The following is a 22,450-nucleotide window of genomic DNA, read 5'->3' on the forward strand; positions in this document are numbered from 1 at the left end:
TTTTCTTTTTGTGCGCCTTCGGCGACATGGTTGCCGAGATCAAGAAAATGATGGTGGAGAGAATAGTCTGAAGCTGACGTTACCCGCTGATTTCTCCCTGGACTCCGTCGCAGCAATTCGGGCACGACTCGATCTGGTGCGAGCGCAAGGTGTAAGAATCCTTTTCGCCATCGAAAGTGGCAGTCGCGCCTGGGGGTTTCCGTCGCCAGACAGCGACTATGATTGCCGTTTTGTCTATATCAGGCCGATCTCGGATCATCTGGTCCTGCAGCAGCCGCGCGACGTGATCGAGTTCCCGATTGAAGGCGAGATCGATGCCGGTGGCTGGGATCTGCGCAAGGCTTTGCTTCTGGCACTCGGCGGCAATGCGGTCATCGTCGAATGGACGAAATCGCCTATCGTCTATGAAGAAGTCGAGGGATTTCGCGCGCGCCTTCTCGACCTGCTGGCCGAGATCGTCGATCCGGGAAAGGTATCGCACCACTATCTCGGCCTGGCGCGCTCGCACGTCGCCAAGATCGGCAGTTTTTCTGGCGAAGTGAAGCTGAAGAAGCTGTTCTACCTGATCCGCCCGCTGGTGGCTCTCGACTGGATGGAACGGCGCCGCTTCGCCAGCCTACCGCCGATGAACCTTGGCCAATGCCTTGACGAGACGGACGTGCCGGCCCCTGCGGGCGAGGAAATCCGTCGCCTGATCGAGCTGAAAAGCCAGACGCGGGAGATGGGGTCCGGTCCCATCCCAATTGCAATCGCACGCTATCTCGAAGCGCGCTATGGTCACCATCATATGAATCTTGCCGCCATGGTCAGGGACGAGGCCCGCCAGGCGCGCGCACAGGCACTTGCAATCGATTTTTATCGTCGGGAGGCTGAACTTCAATGAGCGAAGACCTTCCCATCCTCTCTCCCGCCGAAGCCCGCGTGCTCGGCTGCTTGATCGAGAAGAAGGAGCTGACGCCGGACGTCTATCCGCTGACGCTCAACGCGGCACTTGCCGCGGCCAACCAGAAGACGGCGCGCGAGCCTGTCATGACGCTGGAACAGACGGAGGTGCACAGGGCGTTGAAGCTGCTGGAGCAGAAAGGACTGGTCCGGCAGATGTTCGGTTCGCGCGTCGAGCGCTACGAGCATCAGATGGCGCAGCGTTTCTCACTGACCACGCCGCAGACCGCGTTGCTCGGTCTGCTCTTGCTGCGCGGACCGCAGACGGCACATGAACTCCTGGCGCGAGCTGAGCGCATGGCGCGGTTTTCATCGATCGAAGACCTGCGCGGCGAACTCGACATGCTGATCGGCCGCCGGCCGCCATTGGTCCAGGAAATCCCACGCGGGCCGGGCCAGCGCGAGGACCGCTACGTGCATCTGCTCGCCGGTCCAGTGGATGTTGCCGCCCTCTCGGCTCAGCGCAGTGCGCCGGCCGCGCCTGCCTCCCATCTGGAAGCGAGGTTGGAGGCGCTGGAGCAGGAAGTCGCGGCCCTTCGCGCCCGGCTTGATGCGCTGGGGGGTTGAGGCCACCAATCCGAGACGTCGGCGGGACGGCGCCCCCCTCTGTTCTGCCGGGCATCTCCCCACGAGGGGAACATTGGATGCTGCGACCGCTTTCGCCAATCTCCGATGCAGAAACGCCGGCCCTGGAGCCGGCGTTTGTCACTTCAGGCCAAGCCCTTCAGCCAAGCCTGGCGTCGAGCGAAACCTTGATCGCGCCGAGCGCTTGAGAGACCGGGCATTCGGCCTTGGCCTTCTCGGCCAATTCCTTGAACTTCGCCGCATCGATGCCGGGCACCTTGCCGACCAGGGTGATGGCGCTGCCGGTGATGCCGGTGCCGGGAACCAGCGTGACCACGGCCTTGGCGTCGAGTTCTTGCGCCGGCGTGCCGTTTTCGGCGAGGAAATGCGACAGCTGCATGGCGTAGCAGCCGGCATGGGCGGCCGCGATCAGTTCTTCCGGATTGGTGCCGGATTTGCCGCTTTCGTCCTCGAAGCGCGCCTTGAACGAATAGGGCGTACCCTTCAGGGTCCCGCTCTGCGTGTCGAGCGTGCCCTTGCCGTCTTTCAAATTGCCTTTCCAGACGGCGTTTGCGGTGCGGTCCATGAAGTCCTCCTGGGTTGTCGTGAACTTGTCCTGGGTGAGCCAGCGTCCGGCCAACTATAGCGCGGACGTCGGCGAAGACCACTGCGCTGTTTGGACCACGGCACGATGACGGCCCTTTCCGCCGAAAAAATACCCACGCAAAAATGTCGGCTTCCATCCGGGCCGGCCGTCCTGCGGGAGGCCACGGGATTTGTGGCCCGATGGAGGTTGACATGGACAATCTGTTTTTCGCGCTGTGGAAGAGGCCAGGCCGCGGGCCTGGGCGACAGGAGGACTTCTGGCTGGACCCGCCGGCGTCCGGCCTCGGCAGGCTGCTGGCGGCGCTTGCCATCATCACGGTCGCGGCATGCCTTCTCGACCATGCGGCAACGGCCGCGGGCAGGCTGACATGGCTGTCGCCGCAGCCTATGGTTTTTCAAAAGAAGGGAGCTCGAAATGAAATATGTCTGCCTGGTCTATGGTGAGGAAAAAGAGCTCCATGCCATGACCGCCGAGGGTGCCGCCAAGCTCGATGCCGACTCGCTGGCCTATGACAGGTCATTGGATCAACAAGGCAAGCTGATCATCGCGCAGGCACTGCAATCGGTGAAGACGTCGAAGACCGTACGGCGGCGCAAGGGCAAGCAGCTGATCACCGACGGCCCGTTCGCGGAAACGAAGGAGCAGTTGCTCGGTTTCGTCATGATCGAAGCGAAGGATCTCGACGAGGCGCTGGACATCGCCGGCGAGATTCCGCTGGCCGAAATCGGTACGATCGAAGTGCGCGCGATCTACAACGTGCCGGGGGCTTAATTCCCTGTCATGCGTTGCGCTCCCTTATAAACCTGGGCGTTCGGTTGAGCGAAGGTCCTGCCTTGCCGGGACTCAATTCTTGCGTGTTGAAGCAAGCCACGAGTTCTCCTATCGTCGCCCAAGACTTTGGGGGATTTGGACATGCCTTTCCTGATTGCTGTCCTTGGCGTGCTCGGAGCGGCGGCATTGTGGTGGTACCGGATGAAGGCGATGAACGACGCCGCGCGCGAGGTCGCCGAAGTCGTCGGGCGCGTTCAAGGCAACATCCGGCGCAAGAAGCTGCGCAAGCAGGCCGCGCTTTCGCCGCTGACGGCGATCGATGATCCGGTGGTGGCGGCAGCGACGCTGATCACCGCGATCGTTTCGGAAGATGGCCCTGTTCTGCCGCGGCGCGAGGCCGTCATTCGCGAGGTGATTTCGCAGATCGCAGCCGGGCCGAAGAAGACCGACGAGGCGGTTGTCTATGCCAAGTGGGCCGCGACCCAGATAGACGACACTACCATCGTCATCGACAAGCTGGCGCCCTTCCTGCGCGAACGCCTCGACCCGAACGAACGGGACGATCTGCTGCAAATGCTGAACCGGGTGGCTCAGGGCGGAGAGCAGAGCCTGAAGATACCCGACCAGCGCATGCTGCGGCTGCGCCAGAAGCTTGGTTTTGAAGTGAACTGAGATCGCCAGCCTCGGCGATTGGCGCGAAACTCCCGCTGCATTCTCATCCCCATGGCGGAGCAAGGAGCGAAGCGACGCGGCGCAGCCCACAGGCCGCGACGTCAAGTCAGCGAGACGATCAAATCGCCTCGCCCTTCAGCAGGCGCGGCGTGCCCGCGGATAGTCCCGATGCCTGGCGGATGAAGAACTCCTTCAGCCGCGGCATACGCTCGACGAGACCGAGGCCGATGTCGCGGACGGTGCGCAGCGGGGTGATGTCGTTGGAAAACAGCCGGTTCAGCACATCGGTCGTGATGCCCATCTGCACCGTGTCGAAACGGCGCCATTGCTGATAGCGTTCCAGCACGTCGAGCGCGCCGATGTCCTGGCCGAGCCGGTCGGCCTCGACGATCACCTCGGCAAGGGCGGCCACATCCTTGAAGCCGAGATTGAGCCCCTGGCCGGCGATCGGATGGATGCCGTGGGCGGCATCGCCGGCAAGCGCGATGCGCGGTGCCACGAAGGCGCGCGCGATGGTGAGACCAAGCGGCCAGGTGCGCGGCTTGTCGGCGACGCGGATTTCTCCAAGTTTCAGCCCAAAACGTTGTTCAAGTTCGTGTTCGAAGACGAGATCGTCGCCTTCGACGAGCGTTTTCGCATCTTCCGCCCGTTCGACCCAGACGATCGAAGAGCGGTTGGTGCCGTCCTCGTCGGGTATCAGCGGCAGCGTGGCGAACGGGCCGGCGGGCAGGAAATGCTCTTCGGCGCGGCCATTGTGCGGGCGTTCATGCGCCACGGTGCAGACGATGCCCGATTGGCCATAGTCCCACTTCACCGTCTTGATGCCAGCCATGTCACGCAGCTTCGAATTGACGCCGTCGGCGGCGACCAGCAGCCGCGCCGCCAACGTGGCGCCGTCCGCCAGATGCACTGACATGCCGGCTCCATTGGTCTCAAAACCTTGCACCGCCACGCCTTCGATGATGTCGATGCCGAGCTGTTCGGCTTTGGCCCGCAAGGCGCCGTTCAACGCCCTGTTGGCGACCATATGCGCGAAAGGCTCACCCGGCGCCACCTCGCCGCCGAAGGTCAGGAAGACCGGGCGCACCGGATCGGCGCTGCGTGAATCGGTGATGATCATCTCAGTGATCGCCTGCGCCTTCGGCGCGATCTCGGCCCAGACGCCGAGCTGGTCGAGCATGCGGCAGGCCGCCGCGGCGATGGCGGAAGCGCGGCCATCCCTTTGCCAGGAACCGGCGGGCGCCGCGTCGACCAGCGCCACGGCGAGGCCCGGGCGAGCCTGTTTCAGCGAGACCGCGGCGGCCAGGCCGACATAGCCGGCACCCGCGACGAGAACATCGATCCCGGATCTGGCCTTGGCGTCCGCCTTGCGTTCCATTGTCTTGGCTCCTTGCGCGGCTACGGGGCTTGCGCCCTTGACGGCTCGTTCTTCCTGTCGGAAACCGCCATAGCAATTTTGCGGCGAGGTCACAAAACATGACGGCGGCGATCGACGAGCTTCTGCGCATTCTCGACCTCGAGAAGCTGGAACACAATCTGTATCGTGGTCGCAGCCCCCAGGTGGAGTGGCAGCGCGTGTTCGGCGGCCAGACCATCGCGCAGGCGCTGGTGGCGGCGCAGCGAACGGTGGAGCCCGACCGTTTCGTGCATTCGCTGCATGGCTATTTCATGCGCCCGGGCGACATCAAGGTGCCGATCATCTACGAGGTCGATCGCATCCGCGACGGCGGTTCCTTCACCACGCGGAGGGTGCTGGCAATCCAGCACGGACAGGCGATCTTTTCGCTGGAAGCCTCGTTCCAGGTCGACGAGAAGGGGCTCGAGCACCAGTTCGCGCTACCTGACGACGTGCCGCCGCCGGAAGGGCTGAAGACGCAGCGCCAGCTGCTCGAAACGGCCGACCGGGTACCGGAGGCGGTTCGCCGTTTCTGGGCGCGCGAGCGGCCGCTGGAGTTGCGGCCGGTCAACCTCCAGCACTATGAAAGCCGCGACAAGCTGCCGCCCCGGCAGAACGTCTGGATCCGCCTTGCCGGGCCGGTTCCCGACGACCGCGCGCTGCAGTCGGTGCTGCTCGCCTACCTCTCCGATATGACGCTGCTCGACACCTCGACCTTCGCCCATGGGCGCGGCCTGTTCGATCCCGACATCCAGGCCGCCAGCCTCGACCATTCGATGTGGTTCCATCGGCCGCATTCGCTCGACGGCTGGCTGCTTTATGCGCAGGACAGCCCCTCGAGTTCGGGATCGCGCGGTTTCAGCCGCGGCACGCTCTATGCCCGTGACGGCACGCTGATCGCCTCGATGGCACAGGAAGGGTTGATCCGGCTCAAGCGTTGAGCATTCGCGAGTCTTGTTTGAGCAAGATTCTTTGCGAAAGCCGATCCATTTTTCCTGATCATGCTCAAAGCCGGCAAATTAGGCAATTTCACAAAATTGCTTAAATTTTGAGCATGCGGCGTGCCGCACATGCATACAGCAATTGGCGGCGGGCGCTCCATTCCCTTTGTTTCCAATAGGTTAACGCCCTGCTTCGGCACTTGGCACGGAGCTTGAATCCTTGGGGGCACTCTCCGGCTCTTTGGGATCGGTGAAGTCGTGCAAACGCGGGGCACCGCAACAGCAAAGGGTGAACCTATGAAAATCGTGATGGCAATCATCAAGCCGTTCAAGCTGGACGAGGTACGCGAAGCGCTTACCGCCGTCGGCATCCAGGGCCTGACCGTCACCGAAGTCAAAGGCTACGGGCGTCAGAAGGGGCATACGGAAATCTATCGGGGGGCGGAATACGCGGTCTCTTTCCTGCCGAAGATCAAGATCGAGGTCGCGGTCGCGGCCGACATGGTCGACAAGGCCGTCGAAGCCATCACCGCCGCGGCCAAGACCGGCCAGATCGGCGACGGCAAGATCTTCGTTTTCGGCATCGACCAGGCGGTGCGCATCCGCACCGGCGAAACAGACAGCGACGCGCTCTGAGCGGCGAACACGTATTCCAATGGAGAGTTCAATGAATATTCCTTCCACCTTGAAGACGACGGGACGAGCGGCCCTTCTGGGCACGCTCGCTCTCGCAGCGCTGGGCAGCGTCGCCGCCTTCGCGCAGGAAGCCGCACCCGCTGCCGCTGCCGCGGCACCTGCCGCCGCACCCACCCCGGTGCTCGATACCGGCAACACCGCCTGGATGCTGACCTCCACGGCGCTGGTGCTGATGATGACCATCCCGGGCCTGGCGCTGTTCTACGGCGGCATGGTGCGCAAGAAGAACGTGCTCGCCACCGTCATGCAGAGCTTCGCCATCACCTGCCTGGTGACGGTGCTATGGTTCATGTTCGGCTATTCGCTGGCCTTTTCCGACGGCGGCGGCATGAATGCCTATCTCGGCGGCACCTCGAAATTCTTCCACCACGGCATCACCACCGCCAGCCTGTGGCTGCCGGGTGTGGCCAACATCCCTGAATTCGTCTTCTCGATGTTTCAGATGACCTTCGCCATCATCACGCCGGCGCTGATTGCCGGCGCCTTCGCCGAACGCTTCAAGTTCTCGGCACTGCTGATCTTCATGGCACTGTGGCTGCTGATCGTCTATGTGCCGATCGCGCATTGGGTCTGGGGTGGCGGCTTCCTCGGTACGGCTGGCGTGCTCGACTTCGCCGGCGGCACGGTCGTTCACATCAATGCCGGTGTCGCGGGCCTCGTCTGTGCACTGGTTCTCGGCAAGCGCGAAGGCTATGGCACCACCAACATGGCGCCGCACAACCTCGTCTATTCGGTCATCGGCGCATCGCTGCTGTGGGTCGGCTGGTTCGGCTTCAACGCCGGTTCGGAACTGGCGGCCGACGGCCTTGCCGGTGCCGCCATGCTCAACACCCAGGTTGCCACCGCCGCCGCGGCACTGGCCTGGATGTTCGCCGAATGGATCATCGCCAAGAAGCCTTCCGTGCTCGGCATCATCTCGGGCGCCGTCGCGGGCCTCGTCGCGGTGACGCCGGCTTCCGGTTTCGTCAACCCGACCGGTGCCTTCATCGTCGGCATCGTCGCCGGCGTCGTCTGCTACCTCTCGGCGGTCAAGGTGAAGCACATGTTCGGCTATGACGACTCGCTCGATGCCTTCGGCGTGCATGGCGTCGGCGGCGTGGTCGGCGCCCTGCTGACCGGCGTGCTTGCCGACCCGGCGATCAACAGCCTCTCGTCGGGCGCTTCTCTCGGCAAGCAGATCTACGGTGTCGCCGTCACCATTGTCTGGACGGCGGTTGCCACCTTCGTCATCCTCTACGTCGTCAAGGCGCTGGTCGGCCTGCGTCCGACGACCCAGGAAGAAGTCGAAGGCCTCGACATCTCCCAGCATGGCGAAGTGGTGCCGTAAGGCATCCTTGCCAACGGGCCGGCGGAACCCTCCTCCCGCCGGCCCCATGTTTGCCGCGCAATTCCGGAGGGAAAACCGCGAATCCCTTCTGCTGGAATTGCTTTGAAAGCATCCCGTCGTGATGCTCCCGCAAGGAGGTCACGCCTTGAGGCCCGGATCGCTCCGGGCCTCTTTTTTTTGCAAATTCGTTGTCGCTTCGTCCGAGTCCACGCAATCACGTTCGCGTGAAGAAGCTTTTCGAGGAAACATCGACCGCTCTGTCGCCGAACTCAGGAGGCGATCGTCGTTCTGACGCTCGTGATTTTGAAACAGGGAAGGAATTTTCTCATGAACCTCAAGAATATCTGCCTCGGGGCACTCGCACTTTCCATGGTCAGCGGCTTTGCATTTGCCGGCGCACTGGACGAGCCGGACAACATGGCGCCGTTCTTCACCGATTCCAGCATGAAGACCATGAAGCCAATGGAGGAATTCAAGGCAGCTTTCATGGCCATGCCGAAGGAGAAGCAGGACGCCATGATGAAGGAATGCCAGGACGCTGCGATGAGCAAGCCGCACGCCGAGTTCTGCGCCAATGTGAAGATGCTCGGCGGCGCCAGCAAGTAGCACGCTGCCCGGCCCAACGAATGGATGGCGGGCCAGGGCGCCCGCCATTTTTCTTATGGTGCGGTCACTGGTAGATGTCGGTGCCAAAGGACGGCCCCACGGTCTTATAGTTAATGCGCCCTTAACCTTCCCACGCCTAGTCTGGCATCCGAATCTGCCGGAGTGCGTCATGCGCTGCGGCCAGGCAATCACTGACGGGGAAGAGCATGCGTTCAGGGGCTTCAGCACGGCTCGCGCTGACCGATACGGGGCACGGCATCCAGGCATTCGCGCGGCGCCAGGTCGGCCGGCTGATCGGCACCGGCCTGTTCGCGTTCACGGCCTTCGCCGTCGCCAGCCTCGCGACCTGGAACGTCGCCGATCCAAGCTTCTCGCATGCCACCGCCAACATTGTCACCAACGCCATGGGCTATGCCGGCGCGGTGTTCTCCGACCTCGCCATGCAGTTCTTCGGCCTTGCCGCGGTCGCCGCGCTGGTTCCGGCAGTGATCTGGGGATACCTCCTGTTTTCGGCGCGCGGCGTCGACCGGCTGCCCAGGCGCGGGCTGTTCTGGTTCGGTTTCGCGCTGCTCGCCGCCGCCATCGCCGGCTGCATCGTTCCGCCCAAGACCTGGCCGCTGCCCACCGGCCTCGGCGGCGTCTTCGGCGACATGGTGCTCAAGATCCCCGGTGTTCTCATCGGCGGCTATCCAACCGGGCTGGTGGCCAGCGTGCTCGCCATAGTGCTGGCTGCGCCCGCGCTCTGGCTGTTCGCCCATGGCGCGGCGCTGCTCGGGCGCAAGAACGGCTTCGCCGTGATGGAAGAACCGGCCGCCGCGGATCCGCGCGAGGACGAGCTTCTGTTCGACAATGACGAGGACGAGGGCGACGAGGGTATACTGGCGCTCGGCGCAATCACCCATTGGTGGCTTTCTTTCCGCGCGTGGATGCATCGCCGGGCGGTGCGCCGCAGGCAGGAGCGCGACGAGTTCGAACCGGAGATGGAGCCGCGCGCCAGCGCCTGGCGCCAGGCCGCCGAACGCGTCGAGTCGGCCGAGTTCGCCGAGCAGCGCATGAGCCATGACGGCCGCGCCCGTGTCGAACCGGAATTCTTCGCCGCCATGGTCAACGACCGCAGCGTCTCCGTCGACCCGGACGACGACGATGTCTTCGGCCGCGACGACGCGGATATGGATTTCGATGACGAGCCCGTCGCGCAGCGGCGTGCTCCCACGGCCAAGGTCCAGCAGTTCCGTTCCGATGCCGCCACCCGGGTGGAGGCGCCGGCGGCGCGACCCGTGCCGGGCGCCCGCGTCCAGCGCGAGGCGCAAACCTCGCTGATCGGCTCCGACACGTTCGAAATGCCGTCGCTGCATTTCCTGTCCGAACCGAAGAATGTCGCGCGCGACCCAAGTCTTTCCAAGGACGCGCTGGAACAGAACGCGCGCCTGCTCGAAGGCGTGCTGGAGGATTTCGGCGTCAAGGGCGAGATCATTGCCGTTCGCCCGGGTCCGGTCGTCACCCTTTACGAACTCGAACCCGCACCGGGCATCAAGTCGTCGCGCGTCATCGGCCTTTCCGACGACATCGCCCGTTCGATGAGCGCGATCGCCTGCCGCGTCGCCGTGGTGCCGGGCCGCAACGCCATCGGCATCGAACTGCCCAACGCCAAGCGCGAAACGGTTTACCTCCGCGAGATCATGGCCAGCCGCGACTTCGAGACGACCAAGGCCAAGCTGGCGCTGGCGCTGGGCAAGACCATCAATGGCGAAGCCGTCATCGTCGACATCGCCAAGATGCCGCACGTGCTGGTCGCCGGCACCACCGGTTCGGGCAAGTCGGTCGCCATCAACACCATGATCCTGTCGCTGCTCTACCGCCTCACCCCGCAGGAGTGCCGGCTGATCATGATCGATCCGAAAATGCTCGAACTCTCCGTCTATGACGGCATTCCGCATCTGCTGACGCCCGTGGTCACCGACCCGAAGAAGGCGGTGGTGGCGCTGAAATGGACCGTGCGCGAGATGGAGGACCGCTACCGCAAGATGTCCAAGGTCGGCGTGCGCAACATCGACGGCTTCAACGCACGCGTGCAGCAGGCCGAGAAGAAGGGCGAAAAGATCTCGCGCACTGTGCAGACCGGCTTCGACCGCCAGACAGGCGAGGCGATCTACGAGACCGAGGATCTCGATCTCGAGCCGATGCCCTATATCGTCGTCATCATCGACGAAATGGCCGACCTGATGATGGTCGCCGGCAAGGACATCGAAGGAGCCGTCCAGCGCCTGGCGCAGATGGCGCGTGCCGCCGGCATCCACGTCATCATGGCCACGCAACGTCCCTCGGTCGACGTCATCACCGGCACCATCAAGGCCAATTTCCCGACCCGCATCTCCTTCCAGGTGACGTCCAAGATCGACAGCCGCACCATTCTGGGCGAGCAGGGCGCCGAGCAGCTGCTCGGCATGGGCGACATGCTCTACATGGCCGGCGGCGGCCGCATCCAGCGCGTGCACGGGCCGTTCGTCTCCGATGACGAGGTCGAGAAGATCGTCGGGCACCTGAAGCTGCAGGGCGTGCCGGAATATCTCGACGCCATCACCGAGGACGACGGCGAGGACGACGACGAGTCGTCCGGCAAGGGCGGTTCGGGCGGCGGCGGCGGCGGTGGCAATTTCGAGGATTCCGACGACCCTTACGATCAGGCGGTTTCGGTGGTTCTGCGCGACGGCAAGGCCTCGACCAGCTACATCCAGCGGCGTCTGGGCATCGGCTATAACAGAGCCGCCTCGATTATCGAGAAGATGGAAAAGGAAGGCATTGTCGGCCCGGCCAACCATGCCGGAAAACGCGAAATCCTGGTGCCGACAGAAGACGACAAGTTCTGATAGCGCAGAGTTCGCGGCAACTTTGAACCTTCTGGCGCGTTCACCGACTGAGCAGCGATCGCCTCGCCAAACTTCAGCCCAACTGGGGGTTCACGACAGCGACCAAATCAGGAACCGGACGAGAGTGACCGATATGAAAAACGATCTTTCAGCGCTCAGCGATTTTGCCCCGACACGCCGCCAATTGATTGGCCTGGGCCTGGTATTCGCGGGTGCCGCCGCACTCAACGTGGTGCCCGGATTCGAGTTGCTGGCCTCGGCGCAGGCGGCCGTGCCCGCGGCGGCACAGAAGATCGCCGACCATTTCTCGGCGGTCAAATCGATGAGCGGCGAATTCGTCCAGTTCGGCCCCAAGGGCGAGCAGACCGGCGGAAAATTCTTCCTGGAACGGCCGGGCAAGATCCGCTTCAACTATGACGGGTCTTCGAATTTCCGGGTGATTTCCGACGGCAGATCGGTTGCCATACTCAACAAGAAACTGAACACGTCGGACCTTTATCCGCTGTCGAAGACGCCGCTGAAACTGCTGCTCGACGACCGCATCGACCTCTCCGGCAACCGCGTCAAGAGCGTCAAGGAAGAAGACGACCTCACCACCATCCAGCTTTCCGACAAGTCGGTTTTCGGCAATGCGCGGATCACCATGATGTTCGACCCGAAAACCTATGATCTGCGGCAGTGGACGATCACCGACGCGCAGGGCAAGGACACGACGGTGATGATCTTCAACACCAAGGAAGGCGTCAGCTTCGCGCCCGACACGTTCGCCATCGACTATACGGCCAATCGCGAGCTGAACACCAAGACGCGGTAGGCCCGCCGATATAGCCAGGCCCGTTAGCGGAGCGGGCTGGCTTGTTTTTGCGGCGCGCGGCTGGCAGTAGAATGGCGATCTCCTGCCGGACCCTCCGCATGCCCTTTTCGATCGCCACCTGGAACATCAACTCCGTGCGCCTGCGCATGCCGATCGTCGAACGCCTGCTCGATGAGTACGCGCCCGATGTGCTCTGCCTGCAGGAAACCAAGGTCCCGGACGAGCTCTTTCCCGAAAAAGCCTTTCGCAAGGTCGGCTATCCCTACATCGCATTTCATGGCCAGAAGGGCTATCACGGCGTGGCGACGGTGGCGCGGCGGCCGATCGAGGTGGTCGAAAAGCGCCGCTTTTGCGACATCGAGGACAGCCGGCACCTGTCGGTGACGGTACAGGCCGGCGGCAAGACCATCCTGGTGCACAATTTCTACGTGCCCGCGGGTGGCGACGAGCCGGATCCCGAGATCAACAGGAAGTTCAGGCACAAGCTCGATTTCGTCGCCGAGATGAACGCCATCCGGGCCGAGCATGGCGAGGTATCGGCGTCGGTGCTGGTCGGGGACCTCAATATCGCGCCGCTGGAGCATGATGTCTGGTCGCACAAGCAACTGCTCAACGTGGTCAGCCACACGCCGGTCGAGACCGAAAACTTCGAGGCGATGCGGCGCGCCGGCGGCTGGGTCGACCTGATGCGGCACAACGTGCCACCGGAACAGAAGCTCTATACCTGGTGGAGTTATCGCGCGCAGGATTGGGAGGCGTCCAATCGCGGCCGGCGGCTCGACCATGTCTGGTCGTCGCCAAACCTGCTGCCCAGTTTTGCCGGCTATGAGATCCTTAGAGCCGCCCGTGGCTGGGACCGGCCGTCGGACCATGTGCCAGTGATTGCCCGGTTCGCCCTGGATTAAGTTTATGATATTCAGGTGAAGCCGGCCTGCAAACGGCGGCTTCCTGCGCTTCCCAGTTCTACTACGTCGCAGTAGAACTGTGCTCACGTACTTTAGTACGCTTCTCGGAGTCCGCCGTTTTCGCCTCGGCCTGACCTGAATCTCGACACCTGCGGCGTCAAATGCCAGGTCAACCCGAAAATCGTGGCGCCAATTCCTCGATGCGGCGGATCATGTCGTGGAATTCCTCGGAGATGCGCTGATGCAGCTTCACCGCCAATTCCGGGTATTCCTCCAGGATGCGCCGGAACATCTTGCGGCTCAGCCTTATCACTTCCGAGTCGATTTCGGCCGAGGCGCTGGTCAGCCGGTTGGTATCGGCGATCAGCGCCAGCTCGCTAAGCATCGTGCCTGGGCCGACCTTGCCGATCGGGATGCGCTCGCCATCCTGCTCGCGATAGAGCACGATGCGCCCGCTGACCACGACATAGGCCGAGTCGGCCACATCGTCCTCGCGATAAAGCTTGTGGTCGGCCTGCACCAAAGTGGTCTCGGCACCGAAGGCGAGCAGGCGCAACTGTTCCTGCGTGAAGCCCTCGAAAAGCCTCACGGCGGACAGGATGCGGATGTCGTCATCCAGCGCCATCTAGCTGTGTCCCCGAACGGTCAGTCCAATCCCTCCTCTGCGGTACGATCCCAGAATCCCCCTCCAACAGGATCGTACCCGAAAGCGGCCCCGCCCGAACCGCTCATTTGAATGGTGAAATGTTTAAGGAACCAGCTTGTAGCCGCCGCTTTCTGTCACAAGAATTTCAGCATTGGAAGGATCGCGCTCGATCTTCTGGCGCAGACGGTAGACATGGGTTTCCAGGGTATGCGTGGTGACGCCGGAATTGTATCCCCACACTTCCTCCAGCAGCACGTCGCGGGTCACCACCTTCTGGTCGGCGCGATAGAGATACTTGATGATCGAGGCTTCCTTTTCCGTCAGCCGCACCTTGCCGCCGCGCTGGTCGATGAGCAGTTTCTGGCTGGGCTTGAAGGTGTAGGGGCCGACCGAGAAGGTCGCGTCCTCGCTCTGCTCATGCTGGCGCAGTTGCGCCCGGATACGGGCAAGCAGCACCGCGAAGCGGAACGGCTTGGTCACATAGTCGTTGGCGCCGGCCTCGAGACCCAGAATCGTGTCCGAATCGGTATCGTGGCCGGTCAGCATGATGATGGGCGCCTTGTAGCCGCCCTTGCGCAGGATCTTCACCGCCTCCCGGCCGTCCATGTCGGGCAGACCGACATCCATGATGAGCAGGTCGATGAGCCCGCCGCGCGCAGCGGTGACGCCTTTTGCCGCAGTCGCTTCCTGCAGCACATCGAATTCCTCGTAGAGGGACAGTTGCTCGACCAGTGTGCCGCGCAGGTCGTCATCGTCATCGACGATCAGGATGGTACGTGAGGTCATGGATCAATCCGTTGTTTTGAAAAGTGAATTCAGTTGACCGCTGCGTATTTATGCGGAAGCTGGCCGGCACAATAGCCGATCACAGTGATTTGTTCCGTGGCACGATCATACAAGAAAAAACGCGATCGCAATGCAGCCGGCGCAATTTTGGCAAAAGGGCTGCGCGTGCTGACCGTGCGGGCTCGGCCCGGCCATCCAAGCCAGGGCCTGCTGCAGGCCGGCAAAACGGTGTTTGCGTGCGCGCTGGGGCGTGGCGGCATCTCGGCCGGCAAGCGCGAAGGCGACGGTGCCACGCCGCTCGCTTCGATGCGCATACTGACGGGCTATTTCCGGGGAGATCAGTTTGCCGCCGGGCGCAGAACGCGGCTGGCGATGGCGCCGATCGGGCCGGACCTCGGCTGGTGCGAAGTGCCTGACGACCGCAACTATAACAGGCCGGTCAAGATTCCCTACGGCGCCAGCCACGAACGCATGCGGCGCGACGACCGGCTCTATGACGCCTGCCTGGTGCTCGACTGGAACATCGCGCCGCGCCGGCGCGGGTGCGGCAGCGCCATCTTCTTCCATCTGGCGCGTCCCGGCTTCACGCCGACGGAAGGTTGCGTGGCGGTGACCGCGCGCACGATGGCGCGGCTCTTGCCGCTGCTGTCGGACCGGACGGTGGTAAGGGTGGTGAGATAGGGGGGATAGGGAATAGGGAAGTCTTCAGCGGCAGCAGACACGCTCAAACTGTATCATCCTATTCCCCTGCTCGCTTATCCCTTCCTGTTCCGCTGCCAGCCGATATCGAGAAGGCCCAACCGGCCTGTCTCGCGGTCCATGGCCCGGGCGATGTCCCTGCGACCGGCCCCGATATCGCGCAACTGGCGATCGGAGAGATCCTCGACGTTCTGGTGAGGAAGGTTGACCGCGACCCTGGCCTGCCGCAGCCAGGTACGGGCAGCCGACAGCCAGTCTGGCCGGGCGATGTATGCAGGGCGAAGAGCGATGTGAGACATGAGGTGATCCGTATTCCCCGGAGATCAAATCCGGTTTGATGGTGTCTTTGGTGCTGCAATCATGCCGTATTGATAAACCAACGGGAAACGAGTAGTTCTTGTCTGATCATCAAGTTTAATTTGAGGATTAAGGCTCCATGAGCCGCTTCGATCAGGCCGCACGCTGATGGCAGCGCTCTTGCCGGGAACGCGGGCGCTCAGGACGCTGGAGGCGGCGGCCCGGCACCTCAACTTCACCCGCGCCGCCGACGAGCTCGGCCTGACGCCTGCCGCCGTCAGCCACCAGATCAAGGAAATCGAGGATCAGCTCGGCATCGTGCTGTTCACCCGCACCAGCCGCACCATCCGGCTGACGGAGGCGGGCACGGTGCTTTACGAGGCGGCGACCGACACGCTCGACCTGCTTGGCCGCGCCGTGATGCGGGCGCGCAAGATGGCGCGCGGCACCGAATTCCTGAAGGTGACGCTGGACGCGCAGTTCGCGGCGAAATGGCTGATGCGGCGCGTCGAGAATTTCCGCCAGCAGCGGCCGGGCATCGAACTCAGGTTCGACATCGCCTATGGCTTGCGCGATTTCGATCTCGACGACGTCGATGTCGGCATCCGCTTCGGCGCCGGCAAATATCCGGGGCTCAGCGCACACCGCCTGTTCGACAACATCATCATTCCGGTGTGCAGTCCGGGCCTCCTGACATCGGGGCCGCCCCTGCGCGAGCCGCGCGACCTGTTCAACCACACGCTTGCCCATATCGAATGGGCCCGACAGGGCGTGACATGGCCGAACTGGCGCATGTGGATGGCGGCGGCCGGCATCAACGATTTCGACGACAGCCGCACCGTGGTCTTCGGCACATCGACGGATGCGGTCCAGGCGGCGCTCGACGGCAATGCCGTCGCGCTCGCCGATTTCGCCATGGTGGCAAACGACCTGTCCGAGGGCCGGCTGGTGCGGCCCTTCGAACTTAGCATCAGGGTTGCGCCGGAATACGCCTATTTCCTGGTTTATCCCCAGGCCATGGCCGACGATCCCCGCGTCGTCGCCTTCCGCGAATGGATCCTCGAGGAAGTTTCCAGGACGCGAACGACGGAAAAACTTTAGACCTTCAGGACCTGGCGTTGTGGCCGAAGATCATGCGTCGGTATTTCTTCACGTTCCATTTCAGCTTCTTGTAGAGCAGCGGCTGCATCTTGCCGGCGACGGAAGTCTGGAAAGCGCCGTTTTCGCTGCCTTGCTCGACGATCGGCCGCTCGAACCACAGCATCTCAACGCCCAGTTTTTCGTCCATCTGCTCGATCTGGTGGTCGATCACGGTGTAGATCTTGTGTTGATCGATCCAGGCACAGCGGGCTTCGGCGACCGGACGGGTGATGAGATAGGAATCCGCGCACCTGGCATGCAGTGCCGGGTAGAGCCTCTGGCCCCTGCGCAATTTCCAGCTCGGCGTGTAGTAGTTGCTGCCGTTGCCGAGATAGATGACGGCCTTGCGCATCGGGCTGCCGAGTTCGGCCAGCCCTTGCCGGAATTTGGCGACGAAGTCGCGCGCGAGGAAGACGTCATCCTCGAAGACCAGGCAATAGGGCAGGTCGGTTTCGAGGAAGTCGCGCCAGATGCCGACATGCTTCAGCGCCAGCGAGACCTGCGCCGGGTGGACAAAATCGGGGGCGACCAATTCAGCACGGATTTCCGGGGTGATATCCGCCCTGTCCCAGTCTGTGTAGAAGGTGACCGGCACGCCGCGCCGGTCGAACTCGCGCACGATGTGCCGGCGCCGGTCGTCGTAGCCCTGCTTGACGTGACAAATCCTGGTGAACACCAGGTCGCGGGGAAATCCGGACTTATCCGCCATCGTCAACGCACCGTCAGCTTGCAGCGGCGCCGAACCAGCCGATCACCGCGCCGATGATCAACAGCACGCCAAGCCAGTGACCGCCATCAATGACAGTCAGGTCCCAGCCGAAATTCTCGTAGCGATGGTTGACCGACAGCGTCGTGGCGACAAAACCCAGCCAAAGCACGAAACCGAAGATCAGTCCGGCCAGCCAGGTCGGCTCACCACCCGTCATCGCGCCGACGACCAGGGCCATGATGTAGGCCATCAGCAGTTCGGCGATGAAGGAGATGACGAAGGGCAGAGGCGATTTCTTCATCGTCGCCGGATCGAGCCTGGCGGCCTTCAGCCAGGGCTTGCTCAACGCCATGTACCAGGCGGCGCCGAACAGCCAGGCCACGACGGCGGCGGCGATCACCGCCAGCCAATTCACCGCTGAAAAATCCATGCGTTCCCCTCCTGTGCGGTTTTATGGAAACGCCTGTTCGGCGATGGCGTCAAGCAGTCGCCATACCGTGGTGCGTTTGACTTCGGCATCCTCCAGCGCCCTTGTCACCGGCACCTGATAGACGGCAAGCGGCTCCAGCCCCGATCGCGGCAGATAGGACCGGCCGGGATCGCCGACCAGAATGTCGGCGCCACGCCGTTTGAGCGTCGAAAACCACGGCATCAGCCGGTCGGCGAAGGGTTTGTCGTAGAAGACGTCGCCTGCCAGGACCACGTCCCAGCCCGCATCGGTGCCCACACAGTCCGTGCCGAGGAACGCGATGCCGACGCCGTTGGTCTCGCTGTTGAGGCGGATCGCGGTGGCGCAGAACGGGTCGATGTCGGCGGCGGTTACCTCGGCAGCGCCCGCCTTGACGGCGGCGATGGCGACGAGTCCGGAGCCCGAAGCGAAATCGAGCACGCGCTTGCCTCGGACCATATCGGGATTGTCGATGACATAGCGGGCGAGGCCCTGGCCGCCCGCCCAGGCAAACGCCCAAAAGGGCGGCGGCAGGCCGATCTCGACAAGTTCGTCCTCTGTTCGCTGCCAGAGATCATGCGCTTCGTCGGCGAGGTGAAGGCGAATTTCTGGCACATGCGGCGGCGCCATCAGCGCCGTGTTGTCGAGAATGAATTGCTTGGCGCTATCGGGTGTAAGTGCCGTCACGGCGCAGGCATCAGGCCGCCCATGCGGCAGACTTCCTTCCATTCGGCCGGGGTCACCGGCTGCACGGAAAGCCGTCCGAGCCGCACCAGCGCCATCTCGGCCAGTTTCGGATTGGCTTTGACTTCTTCCAGCGTCGGCGGGTTCGGCATGTCCCTGACGGCGCGGATGTCGACACACTCCCAGCGCGGATCATCCGACGTGGTGTCGGGATGGGCCAGCGCGCAGACCTCGGCGATGCCGACCACGTTCAGCCCCTCGTTGGAATGGTAGAAGAAGCCGAGATCGCCGACCTGCATGGCCTTCATGTTGTTGCGGGCAGCGTAGTTGCGTACGCCGTCCCATTGGGTGCCGGCATTGCCCTTGGCCTTCAACGCCTCGAAGGAGAAAACCGAGGGTTCGGATTTGAACAGCCAGTAGTTCATTTTCTCTCCTCCTTGCGGCCCAGTCGCGGGCGCCGCGAATTAACTAGCCGCCGGCTTGTTGAACGTCCAGTTCCACTGGCGGATTTCGACGCTTTCGAACAGGCCGGCCTTGGCATAGGGGTCGGCGGCCGACAGAGCCTGCGCGCTGGCCAGATCAGGCGCCTCGACCACCACGAGGCTGCCATTGGGCTTGCCGTCGGCGTCGAGGAACGGACCGGCAAAGGCCAATTTCTTGTCGCCATTCAGCCCTTCGAGAAAGGCGACATGCTCGGGCCGCGTGTCGAGGCGCACCTGCAGGCTTCCGGGCTTGTCCTTGCAGATCAGAGCAAACAGCATGGTCTTTCTCCTGGGTGGTTGGATCAGAGTGTGGGGATCAATCGTTGGTTTCGGTCTTCAGCGGCCGGGTCATCAGCGCCGTCACGGCCTGCCCGATGGTGATGGTGCCGTCCAGTATGGCGGCGACCGCGGCGATGATCGGCGCATCGATTTCGCGCTCGGCGGCGATGCGGGCGGCGATCGCCGCGGTCGGCACGCCCTCGGCCAGCGGCAATCCGGAAAGTGCCTTGCCCTGTCCGAGCGCCAGCCCATAGGCGAAATTGCGCGACTGCGCCGACGAGCAGGTAAGCAGCAGGTCGCCAAGCCCGGAAAGCCCCATCAGGGTCTCGGGCCTAGCGCCGAAGGCGGCACCGATGCGGCGCAGTTCGACAAAGCCGCGCGTCACCATGGCCGCCTGTGCGCTGGCGCCGAGCCCGGCCCCGGTGACAGCGCCGGAGGCGATGGCGAAGACGTTCTTCAAGGCGCCGCCGATCTCGACGCCGATCAAGTCGTCGCTCGAATAGCAGCGCAGGTTTTCAGCCGAAAAACGGGCGGCAAGGTTGGCCGCAAGCGCCTCGTCGCCGGCGGCCACCACCACCGCCGTCGGCAGGCCGCGGGCGACATCGCTGGCAAAGCTCGGCCCCGACAGGGCTGCGACCGGGTTTGGCGGCAAGACTTCGGCAGCGATTGCCGACAGCAAGGCGCCGGTGTCGCGCTCGATGCCCTTGGCGCAAAGCACAAGCGGAATGCCGGCCGGCATATGATTCCTGGCGGCGGCCAGCGTGGCCCGCAACGCCTGAGCCGGCGTCACCGTCAGCACGCAATCGGCCCCAGTGAGGGCTGCCTCCATGTCGCTCGTCGCCTCGATGCCGGGCGCGATGGCGATGCCCGGGAGATAGCGTGGGTTCTCGCCCCGGCCGATCGCGGCCACGGTTTCAGGATCACGCGCGAACAGCCGCACCGTATGGCCGGCGCGCAGCATGGCCAGCGCCAGCGCCGTGCCCCAGGCGCCGCCGCCCAGCACGGCGACATGCCAGCCGCTTTTGTCCGGACCCTCGCTGTTCGTGGCTCGATCGGTCATGCCTTGGCTCCGCGACGGCCGGAGCCGACCATTGGCGCCGAGACGCTGTCCAGCGGCCAGCGCGAGCGCGGCACGAAATCGAAGCCGTTCTCCTGCGCCATGCCTTCTCGCAGACGTTCGATACCGGCCCAGGCGATCATCGCCGCGTTGTCGGTGCAAAGCTTCAGGGGTGGCGCGACGAAGCTGAAACCGGCGTCAGTGCAAAGCCGCTCCAGCGTTGTCTTGACCGTGCGGTTGGCGGCGACGCCGCCGGCGACGACCAGCGCCGGGTTTTTCGTGCCAGGGAATGTTTCGCGAAAGCGTTCCAGCGCGCGAGAAACACGGTCGGCGAGCGCATCGGCGACGGCCGCCTGGAACGAGGCGCAGATGTCGGCGACATCCTGGTCGCTCAAGGGCTCGATCGCGGTCGCCGCCTGGCGCACCGCGGTCTTCAGGCCGGAGAAGGAGAAATCGGGCTGTGCCGAGCCTTTCATCGGCCGTGGGAAGGCAAAACGCGATGCATTGCCTGACAGCGCTGCCTTCTCGACATTGGGACCGCCGGGATAGGGCAGGCCGAGCATCTTGGCGGTCTTGTCGAAGGCTTCCCCGAGCGCGTCATCGATGGTGGTGGCCCAGCGCTGGTAGTCGCCAACGCCGCGCACGGCCAGAATCTGCGTATGGCCGCCGGAGACCAGCAGCAAGAGATAGGGGAATTCGAGCCCGTCGGTCAGCCGCGCCGTCAGGGCATGGCCTTCGAGGTGATTGACGGCGATCAACGGCTTGCCGGCCGCCGCGGCGATCGCCTTAGCCGTCATCAGGCCGACGATCAGTCCGCCGACGAGGCCTGGTCCGGCGGTCGCGGCGATCGCATCGAGCTCGGCCAGCGCCACGCCCGCATCGGCGAGTGCGGCCTCGATAATGCCGTCCAGCGCCTCGACGTGGGCGCGCGCGGCGATCTCCGGCACGACGCCGCCGAACGCTGCATGTTCCTCGATCTGGGAGAGCACGATGTTGGACATGATTTTCGGCGCGGCATCGCCCTCCAGCGCCACGACGCTGGCGGCGGTCTCATCGCAACTCGTCTCAATGCCCAGAACGCGGATCAATTCGTCGCTCTCTCCAGAGATTGTATGTCAGGGCGTTCCTCGTTAGGAGAGTGCCCGGAAACGCAAAGCCAGCCGGGGGTTATCACGGACCGCGCGCCATGCAAACAATCTTGAAAATCGGAACACGCGGCAGCCCGCTGGCATTGGCGCAGGCGCATGAAACACAGGCGCGGCTGATGGCCGCGCACGGCATGCCGGCGGAGGCGTTCGAGGTCGTCGTCATCTCGACCAGCGGCGACCGCATCCAGGACCGGCCGCTGTCGGAGGCTGGCGGCAAAGGCCTGTTCACCAAGGAAATCGAGGAAGCCCTGCTCGCCGGCGCGATCGACATCGCCGTGCACTCGTCAAAGGACATGCCGACGCAATTGCCGCCCGGCCTGGAACTCTCCGCCTTCCTGCCGCGCGAGGATGCGCGCGATGCCTTTGTGGGCAGGGCGGCGAAGACGATCGCGGAACTGCCGCAAGGGGCGAAAGTCGGCTCCTCGTCGCTGCGGCGGCAGGCGTTGATCCGCCGCATGCGGCCGGACCTCGACGTGGTGATGTTCCGCGGCAATGTGCAGACGCGGCTGCGCAAGCTCGACGAAGAGGTCGTGAGCGGCACCATCCTTGCCTATGCCGGCCTGAAGCGGCTGGGCCTGGAAGATGTTGCCACCGATTTGATGCCGCTAGACAGCTTCCCGCCGGCACCAGGCCAGGGTGCGATCGGCATCGAGACACGGATCGGCGACCGCGATGTCGGGAAGATGCTGGTGGCGATCCACGATGTGGCGACAGGGCAGGCACTCGCCTGCGAGCGCGCTTTCCTGGCGGCGCTCGATGGTTCCTGCCGCACGCCTATCGCCGGCTATGCCGCGATCAAGGCCGGAAAGCTCTCTTTCGCCGGGCTGATCATCTCGCCCGACGGCACGCAGTCGCACGCGGTCGAGCTACAAGGGCTGGCACAGGACGCCGCCCGCATCGGTGATGAAGCGGCGCGGACGGTGCGTGCCAAGGCCGGCGAAAAGTTCTTCCACGGCTGGCTCTGAAG

General features: G+C 63.7%; 26 protein-coding genes. 14 read left to right on the forward strand and 12 right to left on the reverse strand.

The window, feature by feature from the left end; genetic code table 11:
* Positions 1–10 precede the first annotated feature (10 nt).
* Entirely contained in the window at positions 11–883 is an 873-nt protein-coding gene (locus FJW04_RS03185; RefSeq protein ID WP_246673695.1) for a nucleotidyltransferase domain-containing protein, read from the forward strand.
* A complete protein-coding gene (locus FJW04_RS03190) occupies positions 880–1,509 on the forward strand; it encodes a DUF480 domain-containing protein (RefSeq protein WP_140618358.1) in 630 nt (209 codons plus the stop codon). Before FJW04_RS03185 ends, FJW04_RS03190 begins: the two co-directional genes overlap by 4 nt.
* Before the next feature lie 157 nt (positions 1,510–1,666).
* On the opposite strand, the gene FJW04_RS03195 is transcribed toward FJW04_RS03190, so the two are convergent.
* Positions 1,667–2,092, reverse strand: a complete 426-nt coding sequence (locus FJW04_RS03195) for an OsmC family protein (RefSeq protein WP_015315043.1) — start codon at positions 2,090–2,092, stop codon at positions 1,667–1,669.
* A gap of 435 nt (positions 2,093–2,527) precedes the next feature.
* Here FJW04_RS03195 and FJW04_RS03205 point away from each other — a divergent pair, with 435 nt between their 5' ends.
* Entirely contained in the window at positions 2,528–2,884 is a 357-nt protein-coding gene (locus FJW04_RS03205) for a YciI family protein (RefSeq protein WP_140712289.1), read from the forward strand.
* A 141-nt stretch (positions 2,885–3,025) separates the two neighbouring features.
* Positions 3,026–3,556 carry a hypothetical protein gene (locus FJW04_RS03210; protein ID WP_015315046.1) on the forward strand — a complete coding sequence of 177 codons (531 nt, stop codon included), beginning with the start codon at positions 3,026–3,028 and terminating at the stop codon, positions 3,554–3,556.
* Positions 3,557–3,674: 118 nt separating this feature from the next.
* On the opposite strand, the gene FJW04_RS03215 is transcribed toward FJW04_RS03210, so the two are convergent.
* Positions 3,675–4,934 carry a ubiquinone biosynthesis hydroxylase gene (locus FJW04_RS03215; RefSeq protein WP_140712291.1) on the reverse strand — a complete coding sequence of 420 codons (1,260 nt, stop codon included), beginning with the start codon at positions 4,932–4,934 and terminating at the stop codon, positions 3,675–3,677.
* Between the two features lie 98 nt (positions 4,935–5,032).
* Between FJW04_RS03215 and tesB the strand changes: the two genes are divergently transcribed.
* From tesB to FJW04_RS03250, 7 genes are all read left to right on the forward strand, one after another.
* Entirely contained in the window at positions 5,033–5,893 is an 861-nt protein-coding gene (gene tesB, locus FJW04_RS03220) for an acyl-CoA thioesterase II (RefSeq protein WP_015315048.1), read from the forward strand.
* A 297-nt stretch (positions 5,894–6,190) separates the two neighbouring features.
* Complete coding sequence (locus FJW04_RS03225; RefSeq protein ID WP_015315049.1) at positions 6,191–6,529, forward strand: P-II family nitrogen regulator; 339 nt, start codon at positions 6,191–6,193, stop codon at positions 6,527–6,529.
* A gap of 31 nt (positions 6,530–6,560) precedes the next feature.
* Positions 6,561–7,916: an ammonium transporter gene (locus FJW04_RS03230; RefSeq protein ID WP_015315050.1), complete on the forward strand. Its 1,356-nt coding sequence runs from the start codon at positions 6,561–6,563 to the stop codon at positions 7,914–7,916.
* A 327-nt stretch (positions 7,917–8,243) separates the two neighbouring features.
* Positions 8,244–8,522 (forward strand): hypothetical protein, encoded by a 279-nt coding sequence (locus FJW04_RS03235; protein ID WP_015315051.1) that lies wholly within the window; start codon positions 8,244–8,246, stop codon positions 8,520–8,522.
* Between the two features lie 206 nt (positions 8,523–8,728).
* A complete protein-coding gene (locus tag FJW04_RS03240) occupies positions 8,729–11,389 on the forward strand; it encodes a DNA translocase FtsK (protein WP_140712293.1) in 2,661 nt (886 codons plus the stop codon).
* A gap of 133 nt (positions 11,390–11,522) precedes the next feature.
* Entirely contained in the window at positions 11,523–12,203 is a 681-nt protein-coding gene (locus FJW04_RS03245) for an outer membrane lipoprotein carrier protein LolA (RefSeq protein WP_140712495.1), read from the forward strand.
* A gap of 98 nt (positions 12,204–12,301) precedes the next feature.
* Complete coding sequence (locus FJW04_RS03250) at positions 12,302–13,108, forward strand: exodeoxyribonuclease III (RefSeq protein WP_140618367.1); 807 nt, start codon at positions 12,302–12,304, stop codon at positions 13,106–13,108.
* A gap of 169 nt (positions 13,109–13,277) precedes the next feature.
* Here the strand turns inward: FJW04_RS03250 and FJW04_RS03255 are convergent, their stop codons facing one another.
* Both FJW04_RS03255 and FJW04_RS03260 read right to left on the reverse strand, forming a co-directional pair.
* On the reverse strand, positions 13,278–13,733 hold the full coding sequence (locus FJW04_RS03255; protein WP_015315055.1) for a cyclic nucleotide-binding domain-containing protein: 456 nt from the start codon (positions 13,731–13,733) through the stop codon (positions 13,278–13,280).
* A 123-nt stretch (positions 13,734–13,856) separates the two neighbouring features.
* Positions 13,857–14,540, reverse strand: a complete 684-nt coding sequence (locus FJW04_RS03260; RefSeq protein ID WP_015315056.1) for a response regulator transcription factor — start codon at positions 14,538–14,540, stop codon at positions 13,857–13,859.
* A 144-nt stretch (positions 14,541–14,684) separates the two neighbouring features.
* Here FJW04_RS03260 and FJW04_RS03265 point away from each other — a divergent pair, with 144 nt between their 5' ends.
* A complete protein-coding gene (locus FJW04_RS03265) occupies positions 14,685–15,221 on the forward strand; it encodes a L,D-transpeptidase (protein ID WP_181172874.1) in 537 nt (178 codons plus the stop codon).
* A 74-nt stretch (positions 15,222–15,295) separates the two neighbouring features.
* Here the strand turns inward: FJW04_RS03265 and FJW04_RS03270 are convergent, their stop codons facing one another.
* Complete coding sequence (locus FJW04_RS03270; protein WP_140618370.1) at positions 15,296–15,538, reverse strand: hypothetical protein; 243 nt, start codon at positions 15,536–15,538, stop codon at positions 15,296–15,298.
* A gap of 166 nt (positions 15,539–15,704) precedes the next feature.
* On the opposite strand from FJW04_RS03270, the gene gcvA reads away from it, so the two are divergent.
* On the forward strand, positions 15,705–16,637 hold the full coding sequence (gene gcvA, locus FJW04_RS03275) for a transcriptional regulator GcvA (protein ID WP_140712297.1): 933 nt from the start codon (positions 15,705–15,707) through the stop codon (positions 16,635–16,637).
* Between the two features lie 4 nt (positions 16,638–16,641).
* On the opposite strand, the gene FJW04_RS03280 is transcribed toward gcvA, so the two are convergent.
* Genes FJW04_RS03280 through tsaD form a run of 7 tightly spaced genes read right to left on the reverse strand, consistent with a single transcriptional unit; the run spans position 16,642 to position 21,420 of the window.
* The gene (locus FJW04_RS03280) at positions 16,642–17,385 is read right to left on the reverse strand and encodes a glycosyltransferase family 25 protein (protein ID WP_140618372.1); all 744 of its coding nucleotides are present in this window, start codon (positions 17,383–17,385) and stop codon (positions 16,642–16,644) included.
* A gap of 13 nt (positions 17,386–17,398) precedes the next feature.
* Positions 17,399–17,815: a DUF1761 domain-containing protein gene (locus FJW04_RS03285; protein ID WP_015315061.1), complete on the reverse strand. Its 417-nt coding sequence runs from the start codon at positions 17,813–17,815 to the stop codon at positions 17,399–17,401.
* Between the two features lie 21 nt (positions 17,816–17,836).
* The gene (locus FJW04_RS03290; RefSeq protein ID WP_140712299.1) at positions 17,837–18,520 is read right to left on the reverse strand and encodes a methyltransferase; all 684 of its coding nucleotides are present in this window, start codon (positions 18,518–18,520) and stop codon (positions 17,837–17,839) included.
* Positions 18,517–18,942: an EVE domain-containing protein gene (locus tag FJW04_RS03295; protein ID WP_140712301.1), complete on the reverse strand. Its 426-nt coding sequence runs from the start codon at positions 18,940–18,942 to the stop codon at positions 18,517–18,519. The genes FJW04_RS03290 and FJW04_RS03295 overlap by 4 nt, the downstream gene beginning before the upstream one ends.
* 39 nt (positions 18,943–18,981) lie before the next feature.
* Positions 18,982–19,278 (reverse strand): YciI-like protein, encoded by a 297-nt coding sequence (locus tag FJW04_RS03300; protein ID WP_140618378.1) that lies wholly within the window; start codon positions 19,276–19,278, stop codon positions 18,982–18,984.
* A gap of 37 nt (positions 19,279–19,315) precedes the next feature.
* A complete protein-coding gene (locus tag FJW04_RS03305) occupies positions 19,316–20,338 on the reverse strand; it encodes an NAD(P)H-dependent glycerol-3-phosphate dehydrogenase (protein WP_140712303.1) in 1,023 nt (340 codons plus the stop codon).
* On the reverse strand, positions 20,335–21,420 hold the full coding sequence (gene tsaD / locus FJW04_RS03310) for a tRNA (adenosine(37)-N6)-threonylcarbamoyltransferase complex transferase subunit TsaD (protein WP_181172875.1): 1,086 nt from the start codon (positions 21,418–21,420) through the stop codon (positions 20,335–20,337). Before tsaD ends, FJW04_RS03305 begins: the two co-directional genes overlap by 4 nt.
* Positions 21,421–21,521: 101 nt before the next feature.
* Here tsaD and hemC point away from each other — a divergent pair, with 101 nt between their 5' ends.
* Positions 21,522–22,448 carry a hydroxymethylbilane synthase gene (hemC, locus tag FJW04_RS03315; protein WP_140618384.1) on the forward strand — a complete coding sequence of 309 codons (927 nt, stop codon included), beginning with the start codon at positions 21,522–21,524 and terminating at the stop codon, positions 22,446–22,448.
* Positions 22,449–22,450 lie beyond the last annotated feature (2 nt).

Source organism: Mesorhizobium sp. B2-7-3, assembly GCF_006440715.1.
Classification (GTDB): Bacteria; Pseudomonadota; Alphaproteobacteria; order Rhizobiales; family Rhizobiaceae; genus Mesorhizobium; species Mesorhizobium australicum.

Coding starts and splice junctions, on each gene's coding strand:
- FJW04_RS03285 (WP_015315061.1), bottom strand. CDS start 17,815: ATGGATTTTTCAGCGGTGAATTGGCTGGCGGTGATCGCCGCCGCCGTC.
- FJW04_RS03215 (WP_140712291.1), bottom strand. CDS start 4,934: ATGGAACGCAAGGCGGACGCCAAGGCCAGATCCGGGATCGATGTTCTC.
- FJW04_RS03240 (WP_140712293.1), top strand. CDS start 8,729: ATGCGTTCAGGGGCTTCAGCACGGCTCGCGCTGACCGATACGGGGCAC.
- FJW04_RS03230 (WP_015315050.1), top strand. CDS start 6,561: ATGAATATTCCTTCCACCTTGAAGACGACGGGACGAGCGGCCCTTCTG.
- FJW04_RS03295 (WP_140712301.1), bottom strand. CDS start 18,942: ATGAACTACTGGCTGTTCAAATCCGAACCCTCGGTTTTCTCCTTCGAG.
- gcvA (WP_140712297.1), top strand. CDS start 15,705: ATGGCAGCGCTCTTGCCGGGAACGCGGGCGCTCAGGACGCTGGAGGCG.
- FJW04_RS03245 (WP_140712495.1), top strand. CDS start 11,523: ATGAAAAACGATCTTTCAGCGCTCAGCGATTTTGCCCCGACACGCCGC.
- FJW04_RS03205 (WP_140712289.1), top strand. CDS start 2,528: ATGAAATATGTCTGCCTGGTCTATGGTGAGGAAAAAGAGCTCCATGCC.
- FJW04_RS03225 (WP_015315049.1), top strand. CDS start 6,191: ATGAAAATCGTGATGGCAATCATCAAGCCGTTCAAGCTGGACGAGGTA.
- FJW04_RS03260 (WP_015315056.1), bottom strand. CDS start 14,540: ATGACCTCACGTACCATCCTGATCGTCGATGACGATGACGACCTGCGC.
- FJW04_RS03305 (WP_140712303.1), bottom strand. CDS start 20,338: ATGACCGATCGAGCCACGAACAGCGAGGGTCCGGACAAAAGCGGCTGG.
- FJW04_RS03210 (WP_015315046.1), top strand. CDS start 3,026: ATGCCTTTCCTGATTGCTGTCCTTGGCGTGCTCGGAGCGGCGGCATTG.
- hemC (WP_140618384.1), top strand. CDS start 21,522: ATGCAAACAATCTTGAAAATCGGAACACGCGGCAGCCCGCTGGCATTG.
- tesB (WP_015315048.1), top strand. CDS start 5,033: ATGACGGCGGCGATCGACGAGCTTCTGCGCATTCTCGACCTCGAGAAG.
- FJW04_RS03250 (WP_140618367.1), top strand. CDS start 12,302: ATGCCCTTTTCGATCGCCACCTGGAACATCAACTCCGTGCGCCTGCGC.
- FJW04_RS03300 (WP_140618378.1), bottom strand. CDS start 19,278: ATGCTGTTTGCTCTGATCTGCAAGGACAAGCCCGGAAGCCTGCAGGTG.
- FJW04_RS03190 (WP_140618358.1), top strand. CDS start 880: ATGAGCGAAGACCTTCCCATCCTCTCTCCCGCCGAAGCCCGCGTGCTC.
- FJW04_RS03195 (WP_015315043.1), bottom strand. CDS start 2,092: ATGGACCGCACCGCAAACGCCGTCTGGAAAGGCAATTTGAAAGACGGC.
- FJW04_RS03255 (WP_015315055.1), bottom strand. CDS start 13,733: ATGGCGCTGGATGACGACATCCGCATCCTGTCCGCCGTGAGGCTTTTC.
- FJW04_RS03280 (WP_140618372.1), bottom strand. CDS start 17,385: ATGGCGGATAAGTCCGGATTTCCCCGCGACCTGGTGTTCACCAGGATT.
- FJW04_RS03270 (WP_140618370.1), bottom strand. CDS start 15,538: ATGTCTCACATCGCTCTTCGCCCTGCATACATCGCCCGGCCAGACTGG.
- FJW04_RS03235 (WP_015315051.1), top strand. CDS start 8,244: ATGAACCTCAAGAATATCTGCCTCGGGGCACTCGCACTTTCCATGGTC.